Here is an 18,766-nt window from a genome sequence, read left to right as displayed (position 1 = left end):
TTAATTCAGCGCGATTGCATGATGACGAATGTGATCAGCAATAAAACTAGCAATAAAATAGTAACTATGGTCATAACCAGGGTGGTAACGTAAATTGAGGGGTTGATTTACAGATGCACAGGCTTGTTCAAATATTGCTGATTTTAGTTGTTCAGTTAAAAATTTATCTGCCGTGCCTTGGTCAATTAAAATGAGACTATGATAGCCTAATTGTTGGATTAATTCACTGGCATCATAAGCACGCCAATTATCTTGATTATTGCCTAAATATCCACTGAAAGCCTTTTTGCCCCAGGGACAATTCATCGGTGCAACAATAGGTGCAAAAGCAGACACTGATTTATATTGTTGGGGGTTACGTATAGCACAAACTAACGCCCCATGTCCCCCCATTGAATGACCAAAAATACCTTGTTTATCTGCTTGGATAGAGAAGTTATCTGCAATCACCGCAGGTAATTCTTGGACAATGTAACTATACATTTGATAGTGCGATCGCCAAGGTTGGGCGGTAGCATCAACATAAAATCCTGCACCTGTGCCGAAATCCCAAGCATCATCTTCACCAGGAATACCTGTATTACGTGGGCTAGTATCTGGTGCTACCAACATTAAACCATGCTCGGCGGCGTAACGTTGCGCCCCAGACTTAACCATGAAATTTTCTTCTGTACAAGTCAAACCAGACAAAAAGTAAAGAACTGGTACTGGTTTGTGCGCTGCTTGTGGTGGCTGATAAACAGCAAAGCGCATTTCACTGTTACAAGTTGCGGAAGTATGAGAATAAAAGCCGAGTTTACCGTCAAAGCATCTATATTCAGAGATAGTTTGCAGATGAGTCATGATTGCCAAATTTTTAATTTAAATTCTGGAATAGCTGAAATTTAAGTTGTAACAAATAGTTGGCGATCGCAACTTTAAATTGCGTAATTCAAGCATAATGAGATGTTAAATACACAAGCAGCAACTTTGCTCAAAGTTAGAAATAAAACAGCAAAAAGACTGCTAAAACAATTATTGCAGGCTTGAAACAATGTACTCCAGAATACGTAAACCATATCAAAACGCTTCTTCTTCAGAATCATCAAGTAAAAATCCGTTTGCGCCACGTAGTTTTAAAGTTCCTTCTTCGGAAGAAGAAACGCTCCAAGCACAGCAACAACCCAATTTACAAAGTACCAGAAAGTCTGGCGATGGTTTTCCAAATGTCTCAATGTTTCTTCCGCGTCCTCCAGCAGCACCACCACGATTGCAGATGAAACTCACCATTGGGCAACCTGGGGATAAGTATGAGCAAGAAGCAGACCAAGTAGCAGCAGATGCTGTGCAGCAAATCAATTTCCTTAAGCGTCAGGAATTGGTAGAGGAAGACAAACCCCCAAGGTCGCTAATGACTCATGAGTTGACCCATGTAGTGCAGCAAAATAAGGATGCGTCAAAATTTCAAAATCCTGTAGAGCTAGAACAAATTAACCGAGCTATTATTCAACGTTGTTTGAATTTAGATGACCCATCCTGGGAAAAATCAATTCTTGGTTACTTTTCATCTTATAACACCAAGCAAGCTAAACAAACATTACAAGATGCGTTTACAGAACTCAAAGACCTAATTTCTCGTATTGAGGGATCTATCTCTACACTTAAGGAAAACAACTTTGTATCAGACCTTTCTCAGTTACAACAATTTATTGAAACAGCTAAAGCAAAACCAAAAATTACATATTCTGAAGGTCAAGACTTATTAGAACAGATCAAGCAACACAAATCTGCCGCAGAACAACTAGAAGAAGAAGTTACAACTGCTATAGAGCAACAGAACATCGAAGAACAAAAACAGAAGGAACAAGAGGAGGAAAACAAAAAAGCCGAACTTAAACGACAAAAAGAAGCAGAAATCCAACAGAAAAAAGAAGAAGAACTCAAACAACAAGCCGAACTTAAACGACAAGAAGAAATTAAACGACAAGAAGAAGCAAAAATTGTTGCTGAACAAGAGGCACAAAAAAAAGAAGAAGCAAGGAAAAAAAAAGAGGAGAAAAATCGGATAAAAGCCGAAGCAAGAGCAGAAAAAAGACGGCAGGAACAAGCAGCACAACAAAAGGAAAAAGAAGCAAAACAAAAGCAGTGGGAAATAGAACGCGAAGAAAGAAGGAAACGACAAGATGAGGAAGAAAAGAAACAACAAGCAATAGAAATGCAACGTCAGGAGGAAAAACTTAAAAAACAGGAAGAAGAACGTAAACGCCAGGAAGAAGAGAATAAGAATAAAAAAGAAAAGATAGATCAGTTAATAATTGAAGCTCAACAACTACAACCGCAAATAACAAATAAATCAGTCAACGATGTAACCAAAGAGTTACAAAATGCTTTCACAGCAGAATATCAGAAGGCTTATAAAAATATACAAGGTAAAGATCCAGCGGCTGATCAATCAGCCATAGAGACATTTAAAAAAATAATTCCGCTCACAACTCAAATTTATAACGAATCGCAGAGCATTCCCGCAAACGAGATGCAAATGGCACTGAAAAATTCATATATTAACAGCTTGTGCAATAATCTTAAGCAGACCATTTTGGGAGATAAAGGAATTAGTGCAACGACTTTGGTGCTTGTCAGTGAATTCAAAAAAGAAGTTGGTAAGATATGCAAATATTACCAAGAAATAGAGCAATTACAACTAGAAAACAATACAATCCAGCATAACGATAAATATCCATCTGAATGGAAAAGAAAAACAAACGATGTATTTACACAATTAGACACAAATAAAAATAATTATAGCAAGGGTGAATTGGGACAATATATCTCCCAATTCAAACAAAAACATGTTGACCTATACTACGAATATTTTGATCAAAAAGCTAGAAATGAGGCTAGTAAATTAGCTTATAAAAAAACAGTGGAAGGTCAATTTATGCAAAACCCATCTGTTAAGGAGCTAGAAAAACTTGTCAATGATGGGGAAGTTCAAATAGGAGAAATTAAAAAAGCTTACATTTCAACATGGGATAATAAAAAACTAGGTGAATTCTCAATTGAATGTCCGTTAGAAATAGGGGTAGAAAAGTATAGAAATGTTGTAGTTCACGTTCACTGTAATTCTGATGGTAGTGCCAAAGATGGAAATGGCGCTCACTTTAAATTAGCTAATGATAAATATGATGGAAAGACTTGGGAACTGTCGCCAGAATTGAGAACTGCGCTACTACCATACGAATCTGCAATGCGTAGTGCAGGAGAAAAATATTTAGGTAACTACTTGGATACGTTTTAAATTTTAACATTCCTGTGAGGGTTAAAAAGATTCAATGGGAATTTTATCTTAACTGTATTAGTGTATGGACAAGCGATGGAGTTGTGATTGCAACATCTTCCGAAAAGCACGTTCAGTTTGAGTTCCTCCTTGAGTTTTACATTGCGCTAAAAACTCGTAAACCATTGATTTAGTTAATATGGAAAATGTGGCACTAGGCTTGGTAGATATGGGGCGTGGTTTCCCCGCCCTTAACAAAGATTGCTGAATCTAAAACGTTACAACACTGCGAATAGATTCACCTTTGTGCATTAATTCTAAAGCATGATTAATTTGTTCAATTGGCATTACATGGGTAATTAAATCATCAATATTAATTTTGCCATCCATATACCAATCAACAATTTTCGGTACATCTGTGCGTCCTCTTGCACCACCAAAGGCTGAACCTTTCCAGACTCTACCTGTGACTAATTGAAACGGACGTGTACTGATTTCTTGTCCTGCGCCAGCCACGCCAATAATGACACTCACACCCCAACCTTTATGGCAGCATTCTAATGCTTGACGCATCACTTTGACATTGCCGATACATTCAAAGGTATAGTCTGCACCGCCTTTAGTTAAATCAACTAAGTAACTAACTAAATTACCTTCGACTTCTTTCGGGTTGACAAAGTGCGTCATCCCAAATTTTTCGGCTAAGGCGCGCTTGCTGGGATTAATATCTACCCCCACAATCATATCGGCTCCTACCATCCGCGCTCCTTGGATGACGTTTAAGCCAATACCACCCAAGCCAAACACGATAACTTTTGCTCCCGGTTCTACTTTGGCGGTATAAATCACTGCACCTATACCTGTGGTGACACCGCAACCAATGTAACAAACCTTGTCAAAAGGGGCATCTTCTCGAATTTTTGCGACAGCAATTTCTGGCAATACTGTGTAATTAGCAAAGGTCGATGTACCCATGTAGTGGTGAATCATTTCACCACCAATACTAAAACGACTAGTACCGTTGGGCATTACACCCCGTCCTTGAGTAGAGCGTATTGCTTGACAGAGATTGGTTTTGAGGCTGAGACAATATTCACACTGACGGCATTCTGGGGTGTAGAGTGGGATGACATGATCTCCTGGTTTGACACTGGTGACACCAGCACCCACCTCAACTACTACACCAGCGCCTTCATGACCTAAAATGGCAGGAAATAAACCTTCAGGATCAGCACCCGAAAGGGTATAAGCATCGGTGTGACAAACTCCCGAAGCTTTAATTTCTACTAAAACTTCTCCTGCTTGTGGCCCTGATAATTGCACTGTTTCGATAGTTAGCGGCTTACCCGCGCCGTAAGCTACTGCTGCTTTAACATCCACGCGTTAGCCCTCCTAATTTATATATAGATTTTAATGCCGTTGCTGCACTTAGCGTTACATAACAAAAACCATCCCACAATTATGTAACTCCCTAATTCGTAATTACAAATTGGCATAACGTTAAAATGGAAGTTGCTACAGCTTGCGCGAAACACGCAAATGTAAAAGTAGAAGCTGTTGCAATTTGAGAAAAACACGGAAATGTTCAAGCGGAAGCTCTTACAACTTGAGAAAAACACGGAAATGTTCAAGCGGAAGCTCTTACAATTTGAGAAAAACACGGAAATGTTTAAGCGGAAGCTTTTACAACAAAAGTGGAAGCTGTTACACGAAAAGCAGAAGTATGTATAAGGTGTGTTAGGCGTAAGCCGTAATTTACCAAAAGCTTTGCGGTAGATACGTTAGCGCCAGCGTAATAGATTTTACGTGTATTACGTGAGTTCGACAGATATTAAAAACCCCTCTCCAAACCTCTGCCCGTAACGGGGAGAGGCTTTAAAACCTTAATTCTTTGTGGAAAATACAGAATATTTCTGCCCATCTCCGCGTCGGAGAGGGTTTGGGGTGAGGTTTATCGAATTTACGTTGTATTTTAAAAATTCAATATAGTCTTATATTAAAATATACAATAACGCTTAAAAGTCCTCGGTCAACTTACTACTATGGTTGCAGACCACAGCATAGATTTTAATCATTATTTAGAATCTCTCAGCGAGGACGACAGATATAAAGAGTGGGAAGATTTATATACACCAACTGATGCCCTAGACCGTCAAAGACTTGAACCTAAAAAATCGTGCCGACGCTTAGATATCAGCTTAACGGTGCAAACAATACCACCACCGCAACGAGAAGGTGAAGCACTAGAGAAAGAAAAAATTGAACGGTTAAACATCCTGGAAGGGTTACGGAAGTATGCAGCCAATCATGTTTTGCTAGTAGGAAAACCTGGTTCTGGTAAATCTACAGCGTTAGAACGCTTGTTGTGGGAAGAAGCCCAAAAGGCAAAACAGGGAGAATTAAACCAAAAAATTCCTGTGCTGGTGGAGTTGAGGCGCTACACAACTTCGATACAGGATTTGATTAAAAAATTTTTATTTGAGCATAAATTAAATATCAACAGTGAAGAAATTGATAATTTACTGTTTAAAGGAAAATTCTTACTTTTTGTAGATGGGTTAAATGAATTACCCAACGAATCAGCTAGACGAAGTTTAGATGATTTCCGCAACCAATACCGTCAATTCACGCCAATGATTTTCACCACGCGAGATTTGAGTGTAGGCGGTGATTTAGGTATTGAAAAAAAATTGGAAATGCAGCCCCTCACAGAAACGCAAATGCAGCAGTTTGTTCACTCCTCTTTACCAGAAAAGATGGCGGATGAAATGCTGCGACAATTGGGTGGACGCTTGCGGGAATTGGGAAAAACGCCTCTGTTACTATGGATGTTGTGTGAATTGTTAAAATCTGATCAACAAATTCCTGCTAGTTTAGGTGCGCTGTTTCGTTTGTTCTCTGGAGTGTATCACCAACTCAAAAGAGATATACCAATTGCTGAAAATTTGCGTCACTGGCAAGGTGATTTATTGCAATATCTGGCATTTGTAATGATGCAAGGTAATAATTCAACGGAGTTGCAATTAACTATTTCTCAGCAGCAAGCTAGGAATGTTTTAACAACATTTTTAAATCAGAAAGTAGAATTTGCTGATGATTGTGCAAGACATTGGCTGGAAGATTTGCTTAAATATCACTTAATTCAAAGGCGAACAGATACAGGAATTGAATTTCATCACCAGCTAATTCAAGAATATTACGCCGCAGAATTTTTACTCTCGCAGCTTGACAAGATGAGTGATGAGAAGCTGAAACGAAATTATTTAAATTATTTGAAGTGGACAGAACCCTTAGCGTTGATGTTGGGGTTAGTAGATGATGAATCACAAGCAGTGCGAGTAGTGAGGTTAGCTTTAAATGTAGATTTAAAGTTAGGATCAAGGTTGGCAGGAGAGGTAAAGCAGGAGTATCAGAGAAAAGCAGTTAATTTAATTTTAGATTTAGAAATTCATCAATTACTTAAATTAGAGTTTTTGGGAATAACTCACTCTGAAGATGCCATTTATTTTTTAAATAATTCATTGCATAATGAGGATTCTAATGTGCGTAATAGTGCCGCAGAGGCGTTAGGAAGAATCGGCAATAAAGCAGCAGTAAATTACTTAATTACAGCTTTGCAGGATGAAGATGTGCGTTGGACAGCCGCAGAAACGTTAGGAAACATCGGCAATGAAGCAGCAGTAAATTACTTAATTGCGGCTTTGCAAGATGAAGATGAAGATGACTATGTGCGTTGGACAGCCGCAGTTGCGTTAGGGAAAATTGGCAATGAAGCAGCAGTAAATCCCTTAATTGCAGCTTTGCAAAATGAACATTTTTTTGTGCGTATGAGCGCCGCAGAAATGTTAGGGAAAATTGCTAGTTCTGATATTTTACATCATATTTGGGAGTTACAATTAAAAACACCAGCATGGTATAAAAGCGATGCAATTGATCAAATTCAACAGCGTTGTAAATTTTATAATCATGAAATTTTTCACTCTGTCTTAGATGAAGAAACTAACAACGCAGATCCTTTAACTAGTTCTCTTAATACACTTAATCAAACACTAAAAACTATGTCAGAAACTCCTAAATATGATTTTAGTAATGCTACCTTTAACAACCTTACAGGAAGTGTTACAGGAAATATTCAAGGTGATAACATTGGCACTCAAAACAATTACTCAGCAACACCAGAATTAGCAACTGTGCTTGAGCAATTGCTGACAAAAATCGAGAAAGATAAACCAACTGTAATTGATGCTCAACCAATTGTGGCTGAAATTGTTGAAATTCATCCAGTGCTTAAAGATAAGCAAGCAGTTGAGCAGGTTATGAAAACATATCCCCCGCTCAAGGTACGTTTGCGAAAAGCAGTGACAGCCGCAGGTATTGAGACTGTGAAGATTTTGTTTGCTCCGGCGGGTATTCCTATTGAAGCGATTAGGGCTTGGAATGAAGCTGAGTAAGTTGATGTGACGTGAGTTTGATATAAAGAACCCCTCTCCAAACCTCTCCCCGCAACGGGGAGAGGCTTTAAAGCCTTAATTTTTTTGTGGAAAATGCAGAATATTTCTGCCCCTCTCTGCGTCGGAGCGAAAAGTTTGCGCGTCCGGGTTTCCCGGCGCAAAACTTTTCAAGACAGAGGAGTTAGGGTGAGGTTGATCAAATTCACGTAGATTGATCAATCATTGAACTTACATTAAAATTGCATTTTCTTGTGAGATTGGTACATTAGTTACAGGCGGCAAACTCGGAAGATGATATCTATCCGCCGCATGAATTTTATAATTTTGTCAACATCTCAGTTAATTCTAATTCTACAAAGCTTATGAACCCTGCCCTAACGAAAATTGGCGCTCAAATGTCCAACCTCACTGGTGTACGAGCGATTATGAAGGACATTGTAGAAACGTTGCAAGCGAGTCAGGGGCAGGAATTAATTAATTTGAGTGCGGGAAATCCGTTGATTTTGCCAGAGGTGGAACAGTTGTGGCGGGATGCAACAGCAGAACTGCTGGCTAGTTCGGAATATGGAGAAGTGGTTTGTCGATATGGCGCAAGTCAAGGTTATGCACCATTAATTGAAGCGATCGCTAATGACTTCAATAAACGCTATGGTTTAAACTTAACCTCTCGCAATATCTTAATTACTCCCGGTAGCCAAAGCCTTTATTTCTACGCTGCTAATGCCTTTGGTGGCTATGACATTGATGGTGGACTGCGACAAATTGTTTTACCACTAAGTCCCGACTACACAGGTTATGGTGGTGTGTGCTTGTATCCAGAGGCTTTAATTGCTTACAAACCAACTCTGGATATAGACGCGGCTAACCACAAGTTTAAATATCGCCCTGATTTTAGCCAATTGTCGGTGTCAGAACAAACTGGCTGTATTATCTTCTCCCGTCCGTGTAACCCTACAGGTAATGTCCTCACAGCCGATGAAGTGCATAAAATTACGGCTCTAGCGGAAACTTACAATGTACCTGTGTTGATTGATTCTGCTTACGCGCCTCCCTTCCCAGCTTTGAACTTCACAGAGATGCAACCGATTTTTGGCAAGAATATTATTCACTGTATGAGTTTATCTAAAGCCGGATTACCAGGGGAACGCATTGGTGTAGCTATTGGTGATGAAAAATTCATTCAAGTGCTGGAGTCCTTCCAGACAAACTTGTGTATTCATGCTTCTCGTTATGGACAAGCGATCGCCTCTCGTGCGATCAACTCCGGTAAGCTGGTAGATATAGCTGCCCAAGTTATTCGTCCTTTTTATCAAAACAAATTTGCAGTTCTGGAAAATACTCTAGATGCTGCCATGCCAAAAGATTTACCTTGGTTCCTCCACCGTGGTGAAGGCGCAATCTTTGCATGGTTATGGTTAAAAGATTTACCCACCACTGATTGGGAATTTTACCAAGAACTCAAAAAAGTTGGAGTCATAGTTGTTCCTGGTAGTACCTTCTTCCCCGGTTTACAAGAAGAATGGCCACACAAACATCAATGCTTACGCATTAGCTTGACAGGTAGTGATGCGGAGATTGTATCTGGTATGCAGCGTCTTGCCAAAGTCGCAGAGCAAGTTTATCAGCAAGCTGCGGTGAGTGCGTAAGGAAGGCAGGAGGCAGGAGGCAGAAGGCAGGAGGCAGGAGGTTTTTCAACTTCCTGTTATGCTCTGTCTTTATTAAATTGGATCAACAGGAATGAATAGCGAAGAGACAAAAAAACCGAAGAATAGTAGGAAACCACAGGGCAAGAAAAAAAGCAAAAAAACTCCATCCCCAAATGCTAATCCAAAATCAACAATCCAAAATCTAAAATTAGATGATTGGTTGGCAATTGGGAAAATTGTTGCGCCTCAAGGGTTGGCTGGAGAATTGCGAGTGTATCCAGAAACTGACTTTCCTGAACGCTTTGAAGTACCGGGAACACGTTGGATGTTGCGTCCTGGCCAAACAGAACTACAAACTATAGAATTATTGGATGGTCGTTACGTCGAGGGCAAAAATTTATACGTAATTACCATAGCTGGCGTAGAAACGCGCAACCAAGCTGAGGAATTACGTGATTGTCGGTTATTTGTCCCAGAAAGCGATCGCCCCGAATTAGGCGAAGATGAATATCATGTTGTCGATTTAATTGGTTTGGAAGTTTATCTACAAGCATCCGGTGAACTGTTGGGGAAAGTGGTAGATGTGATCCCCGCAGGTAATGATTTATTAGAAGTGGAATTACTCAATCATGAAAAAGCCAACAAAAAAGTTTTAATTCCCTTTGTCAAAGAAATTACACCCGTCGTAGATATAGCATCTCGGCGCGTGGAAATTCTACCGCCGCCAGGTTTACTGGAAATCAATTAAAGATTGGCTTTCTTCTAACTGCTGGGTTGCACCACCGGGTTGTGAAAAAACTAAGGTTGTGACTGCTACTGCGCCCATCCCCATAACAGCTAAAGCAAACATAGCTGTGCGTTTTTTCAACTTAATCGCAGCCATTAAAATTTCGAGAATAGAAGCCTTACCCGTAACGGGAATTGACTTGAGTGCTGTTAAAGCAACTGCTGCATTGGGATAGCGGTCTTTCCCGTTAGGTTGCACTATCGTCAACAACCATGAACGAAAACCTGGATGAAGATGAGGTGCTAATTTGGGAAATTGTAAGCTGCTATCACTAATTTTCACGGTATGAGTATTAGTGAGTAAGCAAATCAATGTTGCCCCAACACTATATAAATCTGAAGCCTGTGTCAAAGCATAACCAAACTGTTCTTCTGGGGGAATAAAACCAGGAGTTCCTGTGGATAAGGTAGTTAAAGCTATTTTGGTACTTTGTCGGCGAGCCAAACCAAAATCAACTAAATAAGCATTGAGTTGCTCATCAACTAAAATATTTTCTGGTTTAATATCCCGATGAATAATTGGGTCAACTTGCTGTTGCAGATAAACCAAAATTTCTAAGAGTGAGATGGCTATCTGCTTAATTTCCGTTGCCGAAAAACTACATTTTGTTTTCAAAGATCTAGCTTGCTTATACTCTTGCACTAAATAAAAATTCTCTGCGGTTGCAAAAGAATTTATGTAGCGAGGAATGCGAGGATGTTCCAGTTGCTGTAAGAGAGCAATTTCACGTTCGTAAGTTTTTGAACCTGACCAATCAGTAGTTTCATGGTCAATACTGAACTCTTTAATGACTACTGGTTGTTGAGATTGACAATTATAAGCAAGGTAAACAATGCGTCCAGCTTCGTGATTACGTGCAAGTTCTCGAATCACTTGATAGCCTTGCACAGAAAAATCTGGATGCTGACTGACGGGAATTTTCCCTTTATTACGCACATCAAGCTCCATTACACACCACCTGAGTTTGATTTTGTCAAGGTGCCATAAGATAAAAGGTACTCACCCGGCAAATGAAGTCTGAAATAATGCGATGTGCAAGTTATTCTTAAAACCCCTCTCCAAACCTCTCCCCGTAACGGAGAGAGGCTTTGAGTCTTGCTCCCCTTCCTTGGTAGGGAAGGGGTTGGGGGTTAGGTTTGAGAGAAAATTGTACACAGCACGAAGTATAAAATATAACGATTAAATTAACACTTCAGACTTCAGACTTCAGATTTGTGTTAACCAATTAATCATTTGAGTGTTGACAAGCTCTGGAACTTCATCGTGAGGACAATGACCGGCGTTAGGAATGGGAACAATTTTGATATCTTTGCCATTCGCCCGCGCCTCTTCGTAAATCTTCGCCCCAGTAATTGGTGTCCAGGGATCATCAGCACCCCAAATCACTAATAGAGGACGTTCCACTTTGGGTAAAAGTTCCTCTGGGCTAGGGCCAGGAGGTGCAGTCAGGATAGATGCAAAAACTTGTTGCGCTCCCGGATCACAAGAGGGTGTATAAAGTAAATCAACTAATTCATCAGTGACAGCGGCGCGATCGCGGTAAACTTGGTACAAGGTACGGCGAATTTGGGCTTTTTGGCGAATGCGGTTAAAGACAAATTTACCAGTAATAGGCGATCGCACTACTTTATTAAAAGTCGCCATCACAATGCGTAATGGTGGGTTCAATTCGTGGGGACGATGACTCAACCCACCCGCCGAATTAATCAAAACCCCACCAGCGCTAATTTCTGGATGTTCTGTTAACACTATCAAGCTAATCAGTGCGCCAATAGAGTTACCAATAAATACCGCAGGTTCTTGAATATGCGCCGTCCAAAAATCTTTGAGTAATTCCACCCAGATTTCCACAGAGTAATTCAGCGGCGGTTTATCGGAACCACCAAAACCCAACAAATCCACTGCATATACCTTGTAACCAGCATCAGCTAACACGGGAATATTCTTGCGCCAGTGTCCGATAGAAGCCCCAAAGCCGTGAACCAAAACCAAAGGCTTGCCTGTACCCATGACAGTATATTGAATTTTATGCCCCTGCCAAGTCCAAAAGAATTTTTCTAAAGTAGTTGAAGGTAACTGCTGTGTGGTTCCAGTCATTATTAAGATTCCTAAACTATTACTTTATATAGTAAAGTCTAGAGAATTTTGGGCAGAGCGCTGATGTGTTATTTGAGAAAGTACCTTAAAAAAGTAGGCGATCGCACTATTCTGTTCCAGGATTATAATACGCGAGGAATTGATAGCTAAGGGGCAATGCCAAAAAAAATCAGAGAATTAAAAGCAATGGTGGCAAAAGCTGGGTATATCCTTCAGCCAGGACGAGGCAAAGGAAGTCATACATTTTGGAAACATCCAATGCTACCGGAAGAACCCCTTACTATTCCTGGCAAAGATGGTGATGATGCTCCACTATATTTAGAAAGAGGTATTCAACGAGTACTGAAAAAGTTAGAAGAACTCGAAAAACTTGCAACCGAGGAAGATGAGGAATGATCTATCGCTACAGCATGGTGATTCAATGGTCACAAGAGGATCAACTTTTCTTAGTTCACTTGCCTGAGTTTCCCTGGCAACAATTTCATACTCATGGTAGAACTTACGAGGAAGCTGCCAAAAATGGTCAGGAAGTAATTGAAGCTTTTGTAGAAATGCTGACTGAAGATAATATACCACTGCCAGAACCGCGAATGTTGCCTACAAAACCGTTGCAAGTTGCTTAAGGATTTTACTTAGCACAAATGAAGGGTTTGGGGACAGGTGAAGGGGTAGACTCACAAGTGTAAATTTTTAATCAGATTTCCATTACCCCTACACCCTCACACCCATTCTTAACAAGTCGTGAAAGGGTAAGCGATCGCACTATTGTTAAGTAATCCAAATTCTCTATAGGAATGTTAGTTTCATCTACACAAAGGGATTAATAAGTCAAGGGAATTCATATTCTCTTCACTTACTAGCCGATTGGTACGGTGTGAGATGAAACACATAAAAACTCGTTCTTTAGCTCATTTGAGTCAAGTGATTGTTGCTGCAACTTCTGTAGCAATGTTATCGCCAATCTTTTCAGCAGCCGCAGCTCCTCGGTTCTCTACCACCATTGCACAAACACCCGTTAACTCCACAAGCCAACAACTGTTAGCTGATGAGTTAAGCAGCAATAGCTCAGACTTGCCAGAATCAGTAAAAGTTGCTGTTTTACAGGATATTTCCGATCGCACAGGTACAAAAACTTCTGCTTTACGTGTCGTTAAAGCCCAACAGCAAACTTGGTCTGATGGCTGTTTAGGTTTAAAAGCGGATGACAACTGCTCTCAAGCAATAGTACCTGGCTGGCACGTAGTGGTTGCCAACGTCAAGCAAGTTTGGGTATACCGGACTGATGAATCGGGAAGTGTCGCCAAATTAGATGAAGAGTCTACCCAGAGCTTGACAACATTGATTAGTCGTCGAGAAACTAGCACTCGTCAAACCAGTGGAACTGCTATCAAACGCACAGTGCTTGCTCAACGCAGTACCGAAGTTAGTGCTGCTAGTACAGCAGTCAAGGCGAAAAAGACAGGTTTTAGCCTCGCTATTTTGCAAGCATCTGGTGACTTTTCGGAAGTAATTGCTCGTATTTCTGTAAAATCAAAACGCCACAAGGACTTCTTAAAAGAAAGATTTTTGGGTGATTACAAATACAAACTGAAGCACAAGGCGAAATTTGTTAAAGGTATCAAAGCAGGCGATCGCGTAGTTGTCAGACTATACGACACTCAAAACCGTTTTATTGGCTACAGCGAATTTGAATGTTTGTCAGCATTCAGTAGCGTGAACTTAGTTTTGTCTGCTAATCCCAGTGAATATCAAGTTGTCCGCACTGTCTACGGAGTTGATGCTGATGAAGACGGCACAATAGACTCTGGGACTAGCACTTATGACTATTTCACCCAAGTTAGCGACCAACGAGTAACTTTCCTTAGCAGTTCCCAAACTGTTAATGTTAGTCAGTTTGAGGCAGAAGGTTTATCATCCGTTGCCACAAATAGCGTTTACTCTTCTTCTTTTACTAGTGGGAAATTCGCCTTAGCTCGTCAAACAATTAGCACTTTTAGTTACAACTTAGCAGAAGCGTTAAAAGCTGAACCCGGTCGCTTAGTAGAACTCAATGAAGTCAGCGATGATGATAGTTCTAGTTATGACATCGGTCAAATGATGATGAGTTACCGCGCCATCGGCGTAGCTCAAGGTATCCAGGTTAAATTTAGCGATGTCTCAACTAACCACTGGGCTAATGACTTTATTGCAGAGTTGTCAGCTTTGCAAGTAATTCAAGGTTTTCCTGATGGTACTTTCCGCCCCGATGAACAAGTGACTCGCGCCCAATTTGCGGCAATGATTAGTCAAGCCTTTGAAAAGGTCAACATTCGTCAAGCCGTGAGCTTTAGAGATGTAACTACAAAATATTGGGCTTACAGTGCCATCCGTGAAGCTTATTCTACAGGCTTTTTAGGAATTTCTGGGAATAAATTCAATCCCACCCAAGCCTTATCTCGTTTGGAAGTGCTGCTATCGTTAGCACGCGGGCTAAACTATACCTTTAGTGGTTCCACAGAGTCAATTTTGGCTGCATACTCTGACGCTGCAACTATTCGGAGTGATGTACGAAATGCGATCGCTGCACTGACAGAACGAGGTATTGTTGTTAATTATCCCAATGTTCAGACTCTCAATGCTGACAAGGTAGCTACACGAGCCGAAGTTGTGGCTTTGATATATAAAGCGTTAGTCAGCACTGGCGAAGCTGTCGAGATTAACTCTCAGTATGCTGTTGAACAAACACAGCAGCAAGCTGAAGTTGAAGAAAATAGTGTCACTGAAGATAGAAAACTCCGCCGTCATTGTAACCAAGGCATTGGTAATGGTTCTGAAGGCTGTGACCCAGGTAACTCTCATCCTCACGGTGGTAGTAACGACGAAGGTGGTAGAACTCCCGGTAGAAGGTAAGACTCAAGTTTTGTAGAAACAATAAATACTGTTTCTACCAATGCACAGTAGGATAAAACTCCAATGTAAAAGGTAAAAATCATTTTTGGTTGTCTACCTTTTACTTTTTTTTGCAAAGATTTTTTATGCCTTTAATTTGAATTATTCTGCACATAAACATCCCGAATAGGAAATGGAATGGAAATCCCTAACTCTTGATAACGTTTATGCAATTTCTTGACAAATAAATGCTTACCCATTCTTTGATCAAAATATTCACTCACCCGCATATAAAGAGTAAAATCTATACTGAAATCACCAAAAGTATGAAATCGAATATATGGCTGATTTTCCATTAATTCCGGTGCAATCTCCCGCATCACTTCTTTTGCAACTTCGACAGTTACTTTCTCGACTTGTTCTAAATCACTGTCGTAACTCACGCCAACATTCATTGTTAAAGTGATTTCTTTAGCCGGCAAATGATAGTTGATAAAAATTGCCGATGCTAATTTAGAATTAGGAACAATCACTACATTATTGGAAAGCTCTTTAATAGTAGTATTCCGCCAATTAATATCTGTAACATAACCTTCATGTCCAGCATCTAGTTTGACATAATCTCCAGTTCTAACTTGTTTAGAAATAATTAGATAAAAACCCGAAAATAAATTTGCTAAAGTATCTTGTAGTGCTAAACCAACAGCAATACCACCAATTCCTAAAGTGGTGACTATGGGTGTAATTTCTACACCTAGTGTTTGTAAGATAATTAATGTACCTAAAATTAAAACGGCAGTTTTAGCAAGATTAGAAATTAGTGAAGCTGAAACGCCTTCGGTTTTACGAGTAAATAAATTTACAAAACCAGCAGTTAGCCTGGATGCAACTAATGTGGCTGAAAGTAGAAAAGTAATTGTGATAATTCTTTGGAGCAGCAGTTTTAATTCTGGATTAATATTAGGTGCAGCCACTAAAGCTGATGACAAACCTGCCAAAATAAACCAAATAAAGGTTACATGATGTAAAGCTTGAAAAATGATTCTGCTTCCAGGAATATTTTTCTGAAAAATGATTTTTTTGAAATTTTTGAACAAAAATTTTTCACAAACTATTCCAGTGATCAAGCTGACTACAATAAGTGCGATCGGTAAAATCCATTGCGTCATAATTAATTTGATTTCTTCAGTTTAACGACAAAAATTAAAAAAATATTATAAAACAATTATTAGTGAATCTCATCTGACAAATACAGTAATTTATTCACCTTGAGGTATATTTAGCATCAGAAATATGATGAAAAATACATAATATGCACTTGCCCATAATTTATCACCCAAATTATGTTGCACCTTTACCGGAAGGGCATCGTTTCCCGATGTCTAAGTTTAGTAAATTGTATGAATTATTACTCAAGGATGGGGTAGCACAGGCAGAACAGTTTCACACTCCACAACTTCCGCCGCAAGATTTGATTGAGTTAGTGCATACGCCAGATTATGTTAGAGCATATTGTGAGGGAACCCTTGATGCGAAAGCACAACGTCGTATTGGCTTGCCTTGGAGTCCAGCTTTAGTGAATCGTACCTGTGTAGCGGTTGGTGGTACGATACTGACTGCCCAGATGGCTTTAGCGCAGGGTTTAGCTTGCAATACAGCTGGCGGAACTCATCATGCTTTTCCCAGTTATGGATCTGGTTTTTGTATTTTCAATGATTTAGCGATCGCATCTCGTGTTTTGCAAAAACTGGGGCTGGTGCAGAAAATCTTGATTGTCGATTTGGATGTGCATCAAGGAGACGGTACGGCTTTTATTTTTGGTGATGATGCAAGTGTGTTTACTTTCTCAATGCACTGTGAAGTCAATTTTCCCGGTACAAAACAACACAGTGATTTAGATATTCCTCTCCCTGTAGGAATGGAAGATGATGCTTATTTACAAACTTTGGCAAAATATTTGCCAGATTTGTTATCTCATGTCCAGCCCGATTTAATATTTTACGACGCAGGTGTTGATCCCCATATATGCGATCGCTTGGGCAAATTGGCTTTAACTGATACTGGCCTTTTCCGCCGCGAAATGCAGGTTTTAACTACCTGTGTCAGTGCAGGTTATCCAGTCGCCTGTGTAATTGGTGGTGGATACGCCGATGATATGCAATCTTTAGTATGGCGACATTCTCTGTTGCATCGTGCCGCTAGTGAAGTTTACCGACAGTATAGACTTTAGGGGTAACAGGTTATAGTACTTTTGACTCAGCACGGGCTGAACGCCCCGCTACCGCTAACAGCACTTTCAACTCAGCATAGAGTAATTCGGTATAATCACCTCAATAACTTTGATACATCAGAATATTGTGATTGCTATCTATCCCGGCAGTTTTGACCCCATTACTTTAGGACACCTTGATATTATTCAACGTGGTAGTCGGCTGTTTGATCAGGTAGTTGTAGCTGTGCTGCGGAATCCTCATAAAGTGCCGTTATTCACGGTACAGCAACGACTAGAACAAATTCGGATAGCTACGCAGCATCTACCAAACGTCGAAGCGGATAGTTTTGATGGCTTGACTGTGAATTATGCCCAACAGCGCCAAGCACAGGTGTTGTTACGAGGTTTACGGGCAATTTCTGACTTTGAAGTAGAATTACAGATGGCTCACACGAATAAAACTCTGTCTACTCAAATTGAAACAGTTTTTCTCGCAACATCAAATGAGTATAGTTTTTTAAGTAGTAGTGTGATAAAAGAGATCGCAAGATTTGGTGGTTCTGTCGATCATCTTGTTCCCCCGCACATTGCTTTAGATATATACAAATGCTACAACCACAACTATCCAATAGCGAACCCAACCACAACGGCAGTTATCCCGCCCCTCCAGAGTATTCCAATGGAGTCGGCAACGGGGACAATTCCCGAAGCGGAAGTGTAGACATTCAGCAGGAACTCAACCGATTAGAAGATTTGATTTTGTCTAGTTGGCGCGTTCCTCTCACAGGGCGCACATTAATCGACGAAGAAAAATTATTTGAACAGCTAGATTTTATTCGCGTTTCCTTGCCCTCTGTGTTTCAGGAAGCCTCGGCGATTATGCAACACAAGCAAGAAGTGGTGTTAGAAGCGGAAGAATATGGACAGCAAATTGTCGAAGCTGCCCAAGCCAAAAGAGCGCAAATTTTGGCAGAAAGCGATATTCTCAGGCAGGCAGAACGAGAAGCCGAACAACTACGGCGAACAACCCAGCAAGAATGCGAGGAAATGATGCAAGAAACCATCGCCGAAATTGACCGCCGCCGACAAGCTTGTATGGAAGAATTAGAACAAATGCGACAAACTGCGATCGCTCAAGCTCAAGAAATTGAAGATGGTGCTGATCAATACGCTGATACTGTCCTGGAAAATATCGAGCAAGACCTCAAAGATATGTTAAGAATTATCACCAATGGCAGACAACAATTACGCCAAGAAAATCAATCTCAAGGTTATTCTTCGAGAAAGAAATGAGGTTAAAGGTTAGAGGCTAAAGGTTAGTATCTTAACTAAACATTTCTCACTAATGACAAATAACTAATGACTATTAATTCCGCACTTTTACTGTAAGATTTTTCTAACCCTATCTTGCTTATAGGTTGAAAATCGCAGGTTATTTGCAGTGCAGAA

At 40.2% G+C, this 18,766-nt stretch carries 15 protein-coding genes; 10 read left to right on the top strand and 5 right to left on the bottom strand.

Annotated elements, in window-relative coordinates; all coding sequences use genetic code 11:
- Positions 1–843, bottom strand: a complete 843-nt coding sequence (gene fghA / locus NCWK1_RS17620; protein ID WP_103125594.1) for an S-formylglutathione hydrolase — start codon at positions 841–843, stop codon at positions 1–3.
- Between the two features lie 190 nt (positions 844–1,033).
- On the opposite strand from fghA, the gene NCWK1_RS29175 reads away from it, so the two are divergent.
- Positions 1,034–3,277, top strand: a complete 2,244-nt coding sequence (locus NCWK1_RS29175) for an eCIS core domain-containing protein (protein ID WP_146034005.1) — start codon at positions 1,034–1,036, stop codon at positions 3,275–3,277.
- A 249-nt stretch (positions 3,278–3,526) separates the two neighbouring features.
- Here the strand turns inward: NCWK1_RS29175 and NCWK1_RS17610 are convergent, their stop codons facing one another.
- Positions 3,527–4,636, bottom strand: a complete 1,110-nt coding sequence (locus NCWK1_RS17610; protein WP_103125593.1) for an S-(hydroxymethyl)glutathione dehydrogenase/class III alcohol dehydrogenase — start codon at positions 4,634–4,636, stop codon at positions 3,527–3,529.
- Between the two features lie 662 nt (positions 4,637–5,298).
- On the opposite strand from NCWK1_RS17610, the gene NCWK1_RS17605 reads away from it, so the two are divergent.
- The 3 genes from NCWK1_RS17605 to rimM all read left to right on the top strand — a co-directional run bounded on the left by NCWK1_RS17605 (position 5,299) and on the right by rimM (position 10,101).
- Positions 5,299–7,707, top strand: a complete 2,409-nt coding sequence (locus NCWK1_RS17605; RefSeq protein ID WP_103125592.1) for an NACHT domain-containing protein — start codon at positions 5,299–5,301, stop codon at positions 7,705–7,707.
- A 362-nt stretch (positions 7,708–8,069) separates the two neighbouring features.
- A complete protein-coding gene (locus NCWK1_RS17600; RefSeq protein ID WP_103125591.1) occupies positions 8,070–9,353 on the top strand; it encodes a valine--pyruvate transaminase in 1,284 nt (427 codons plus the stop codon).
- A gap of 91 nt (positions 9,354–9,444) precedes the next feature.
- Positions 9,445–10,101, top strand: coding sequence for a ribosome maturation factor RimM (gene rimM, locus NCWK1_RS17595; RefSeq protein ID WP_103125590.1), 657 nt, complete (start codon positions 9,445–9,447; stop codon positions 10,099–10,101).
- Here the strand turns inward: rimM and NCWK1_RS17590 are convergent.
- Complete coding sequence (locus NCWK1_RS17590) at positions 10,084–11,088, bottom strand: serine/threonine protein kinase (protein ID WP_103125589.1); 1,005 nt, start codon at positions 11,086–11,088, stop codon at positions 10,084–10,086. The two genes, rimM and NCWK1_RS17590, sit on opposite strands and share 18 nt — an antisense overlap.
- Before the next feature lie 258 nt (positions 11,089–11,346).
- Positions 11,347–12,237 (bottom strand): alpha/beta fold hydrolase, encoded by an 891-nt coding sequence (locus NCWK1_RS17585; protein WP_096583709.1) that lies wholly within the window; start codon positions 12,235–12,237, stop codon positions 11,347–11,349.
- A gap of 156 nt (positions 12,238–12,393) precedes the next feature.
- Here NCWK1_RS17585 and NCWK1_RS17580 point away from each other — a divergent pair, with 156 nt between their 5' ends.
- The 3 genes from NCWK1_RS17580 to NCWK1_RS17570 all read left to right on the top strand — a co-directional run bounded on the left by NCWK1_RS17580 (position 12,394) and on the right by NCWK1_RS17570 (position 15,126).
- A complete protein-coding gene (locus NCWK1_RS17580) occupies positions 12,394–12,633 on the top strand; it encodes a type II toxin-antitoxin system HicA family toxin (RefSeq protein ID WP_103125588.1) in 240 nt (79 codons plus the stop codon).
- On the top strand, positions 12,630–12,860 hold the full coding sequence (locus tag NCWK1_RS17575) for a type II toxin-antitoxin system HicB family antitoxin (RefSeq protein ID WP_103125587.1): 231 nt from the start codon (positions 12,630–12,632) through the stop codon (positions 12,858–12,860). Before NCWK1_RS17580 ends, NCWK1_RS17575 begins: the two co-directional genes overlap by 4 nt.
- Positions 12,861–13,116: 256 nt before the next feature.
- Positions 13,117–15,126, top strand: coding sequence for an S-layer homology domain-containing protein (locus tag NCWK1_RS17570; protein WP_103125586.1), 2,010 nt, complete (start codon positions 13,117–13,119; stop codon positions 15,124–15,126).
- 131 nt (positions 15,127–15,257) lie between these two features.
- Here the strand turns inward: NCWK1_RS17570 and NCWK1_RS17565 are convergent, their stop codons facing one another.
- Positions 15,258–16,274: a mechanosensitive ion channel family protein gene (locus NCWK1_RS17565; protein ID WP_096583713.1), complete on the bottom strand. Its 1,017-nt coding sequence runs from the start codon at positions 16,272–16,274 to the stop codon at positions 15,258–15,260.
- A 143-nt stretch (positions 16,275–16,417) separates the two neighbouring features.
- Between NCWK1_RS17565 and NCWK1_RS17560 the strand changes: the two genes are divergently transcribed.
- From NCWK1_RS17560 to NCWK1_RS17550, 3 genes are all read left to right on the top strand, one after another.
- Positions 16,418–17,335, top strand: a complete 918-nt coding sequence (locus NCWK1_RS17560; RefSeq protein ID WP_103125585.1) for a histone deacetylase family protein — start codon at positions 16,418–16,420, stop codon at positions 17,333–17,335.
- 127 nt (positions 17,336–17,462) lie between these two features.
- Positions 17,463–18,038, top strand: coding sequence for a pantetheine-phosphate adenylyltransferase (coaD, locus tag NCWK1_RS17555; protein ID WP_096583717.1), 576 nt, complete (start codon positions 17,463–17,465; stop codon positions 18,036–18,038).
- Entirely contained in the window at positions 17,924–18,610 is a 687-nt protein-coding gene (locus NCWK1_RS17550) for a DivIVA domain-containing protein (protein ID WP_146034004.1), read from the top strand. Before coaD ends, NCWK1_RS17550 begins: the two co-directional genes overlap by 115 nt.
- Positions 18,611–18,766: the final 156 nt, after the last annotated feature.

It is taken from the genome of Nostoc cycadae WK-1, assembly GCF_002897135.1.
In the GTDB taxonomy this organism is placed as follows: Bacteria; Cyanobacteriota; Cyanobacteriia; order Cyanobacteriales; family Nostocaceae; genus Nostoc_B.
The sequence above is the reverse complement of the archived record's forward strand: the minus strand, read 5'-3'. Positions and strand labels throughout refer to the sequence as shown.

Coding starts and splice junctions, on each gene's coding strand:
- fghA (WP_103125594.1), bottom strand. CDS start 843: ATGACTCATCTGCAAACTATCTCTGAATATAGATGCTTTGACGGTAAA.
- NCWK1_RS29175 (WP_146034005.1), top strand. CDS start 1,034: ATGTACTCCAGAATACGTAAACCATATCAAAACGCTTCTTCTTCAGAA.
- NCWK1_RS17605 (WP_103125592.1), top strand. CDS start 5,299: ATGGTTGCAGACCACAGCATAGATTTTAATCATTATTTAGAATCTCTC.
- NCWK1_RS17600 (WP_103125591.1), top strand. CDS start 8,070: ATGAACCCTGCCCTAACGAAAATTGGCGCTCAAATGTCCAACCTCACT.
- rimM (WP_103125590.1), top strand. CDS start 9,445: ATGAATAGCGAAGAGACAAAAAAACCGAAGAATAGTAGGAAACCACAG.
- NCWK1_RS17590 (WP_103125589.1), bottom strand. CDS start 11,088: ATGGAGCTTGATGTGCGTAATAAAGGGAAAATTCCCGTCAGTCAGCAT.
- NCWK1_RS17585 (WP_096583709.1), bottom strand. CDS start 12,237: ATGACTGGAACCACACAGCAGTTACCTTCAACTACTTTAGAAAAATTC.
- NCWK1_RS17580 (WP_103125588.1), top strand. CDS start 12,394: ATGCCAAAAAAAATCAGAGAATTAAAAGCAATGGTGGCAAAAGCTGGG.
- NCWK1_RS17575 (WP_103125587.1), top strand. CDS start 12,630: ATGATCTATCGCTACAGCATGGTGATTCAATGGTCACAAGAGGATCAA.
- NCWK1_RS17570 (WP_103125586.1), top strand. CDS start 13,117: ATGAAACACATAAAAACTCGTTCTTTAGCTCATTTGAGTCAAGTGATT.
- NCWK1_RS17565 (WP_096583713.1), bottom strand. CDS start 16,274: ATGACGCAATGGATTTTACCGATCGCACTTATTGTAGTCAGCTTGATC.
- NCWK1_RS17560 (WP_103125585.1), top strand. CDS start 16,418: ATGCACTTGCCCATAATTTATCACCCAAATTATGTTGCACCTTTACCG.
- NCWK1_RS17550 (WP_146034004.1), top strand. CDS start 17,924: ATGCTACAACCACAACTATCCAATAGCGAACCCAACCACAACGGCAGT.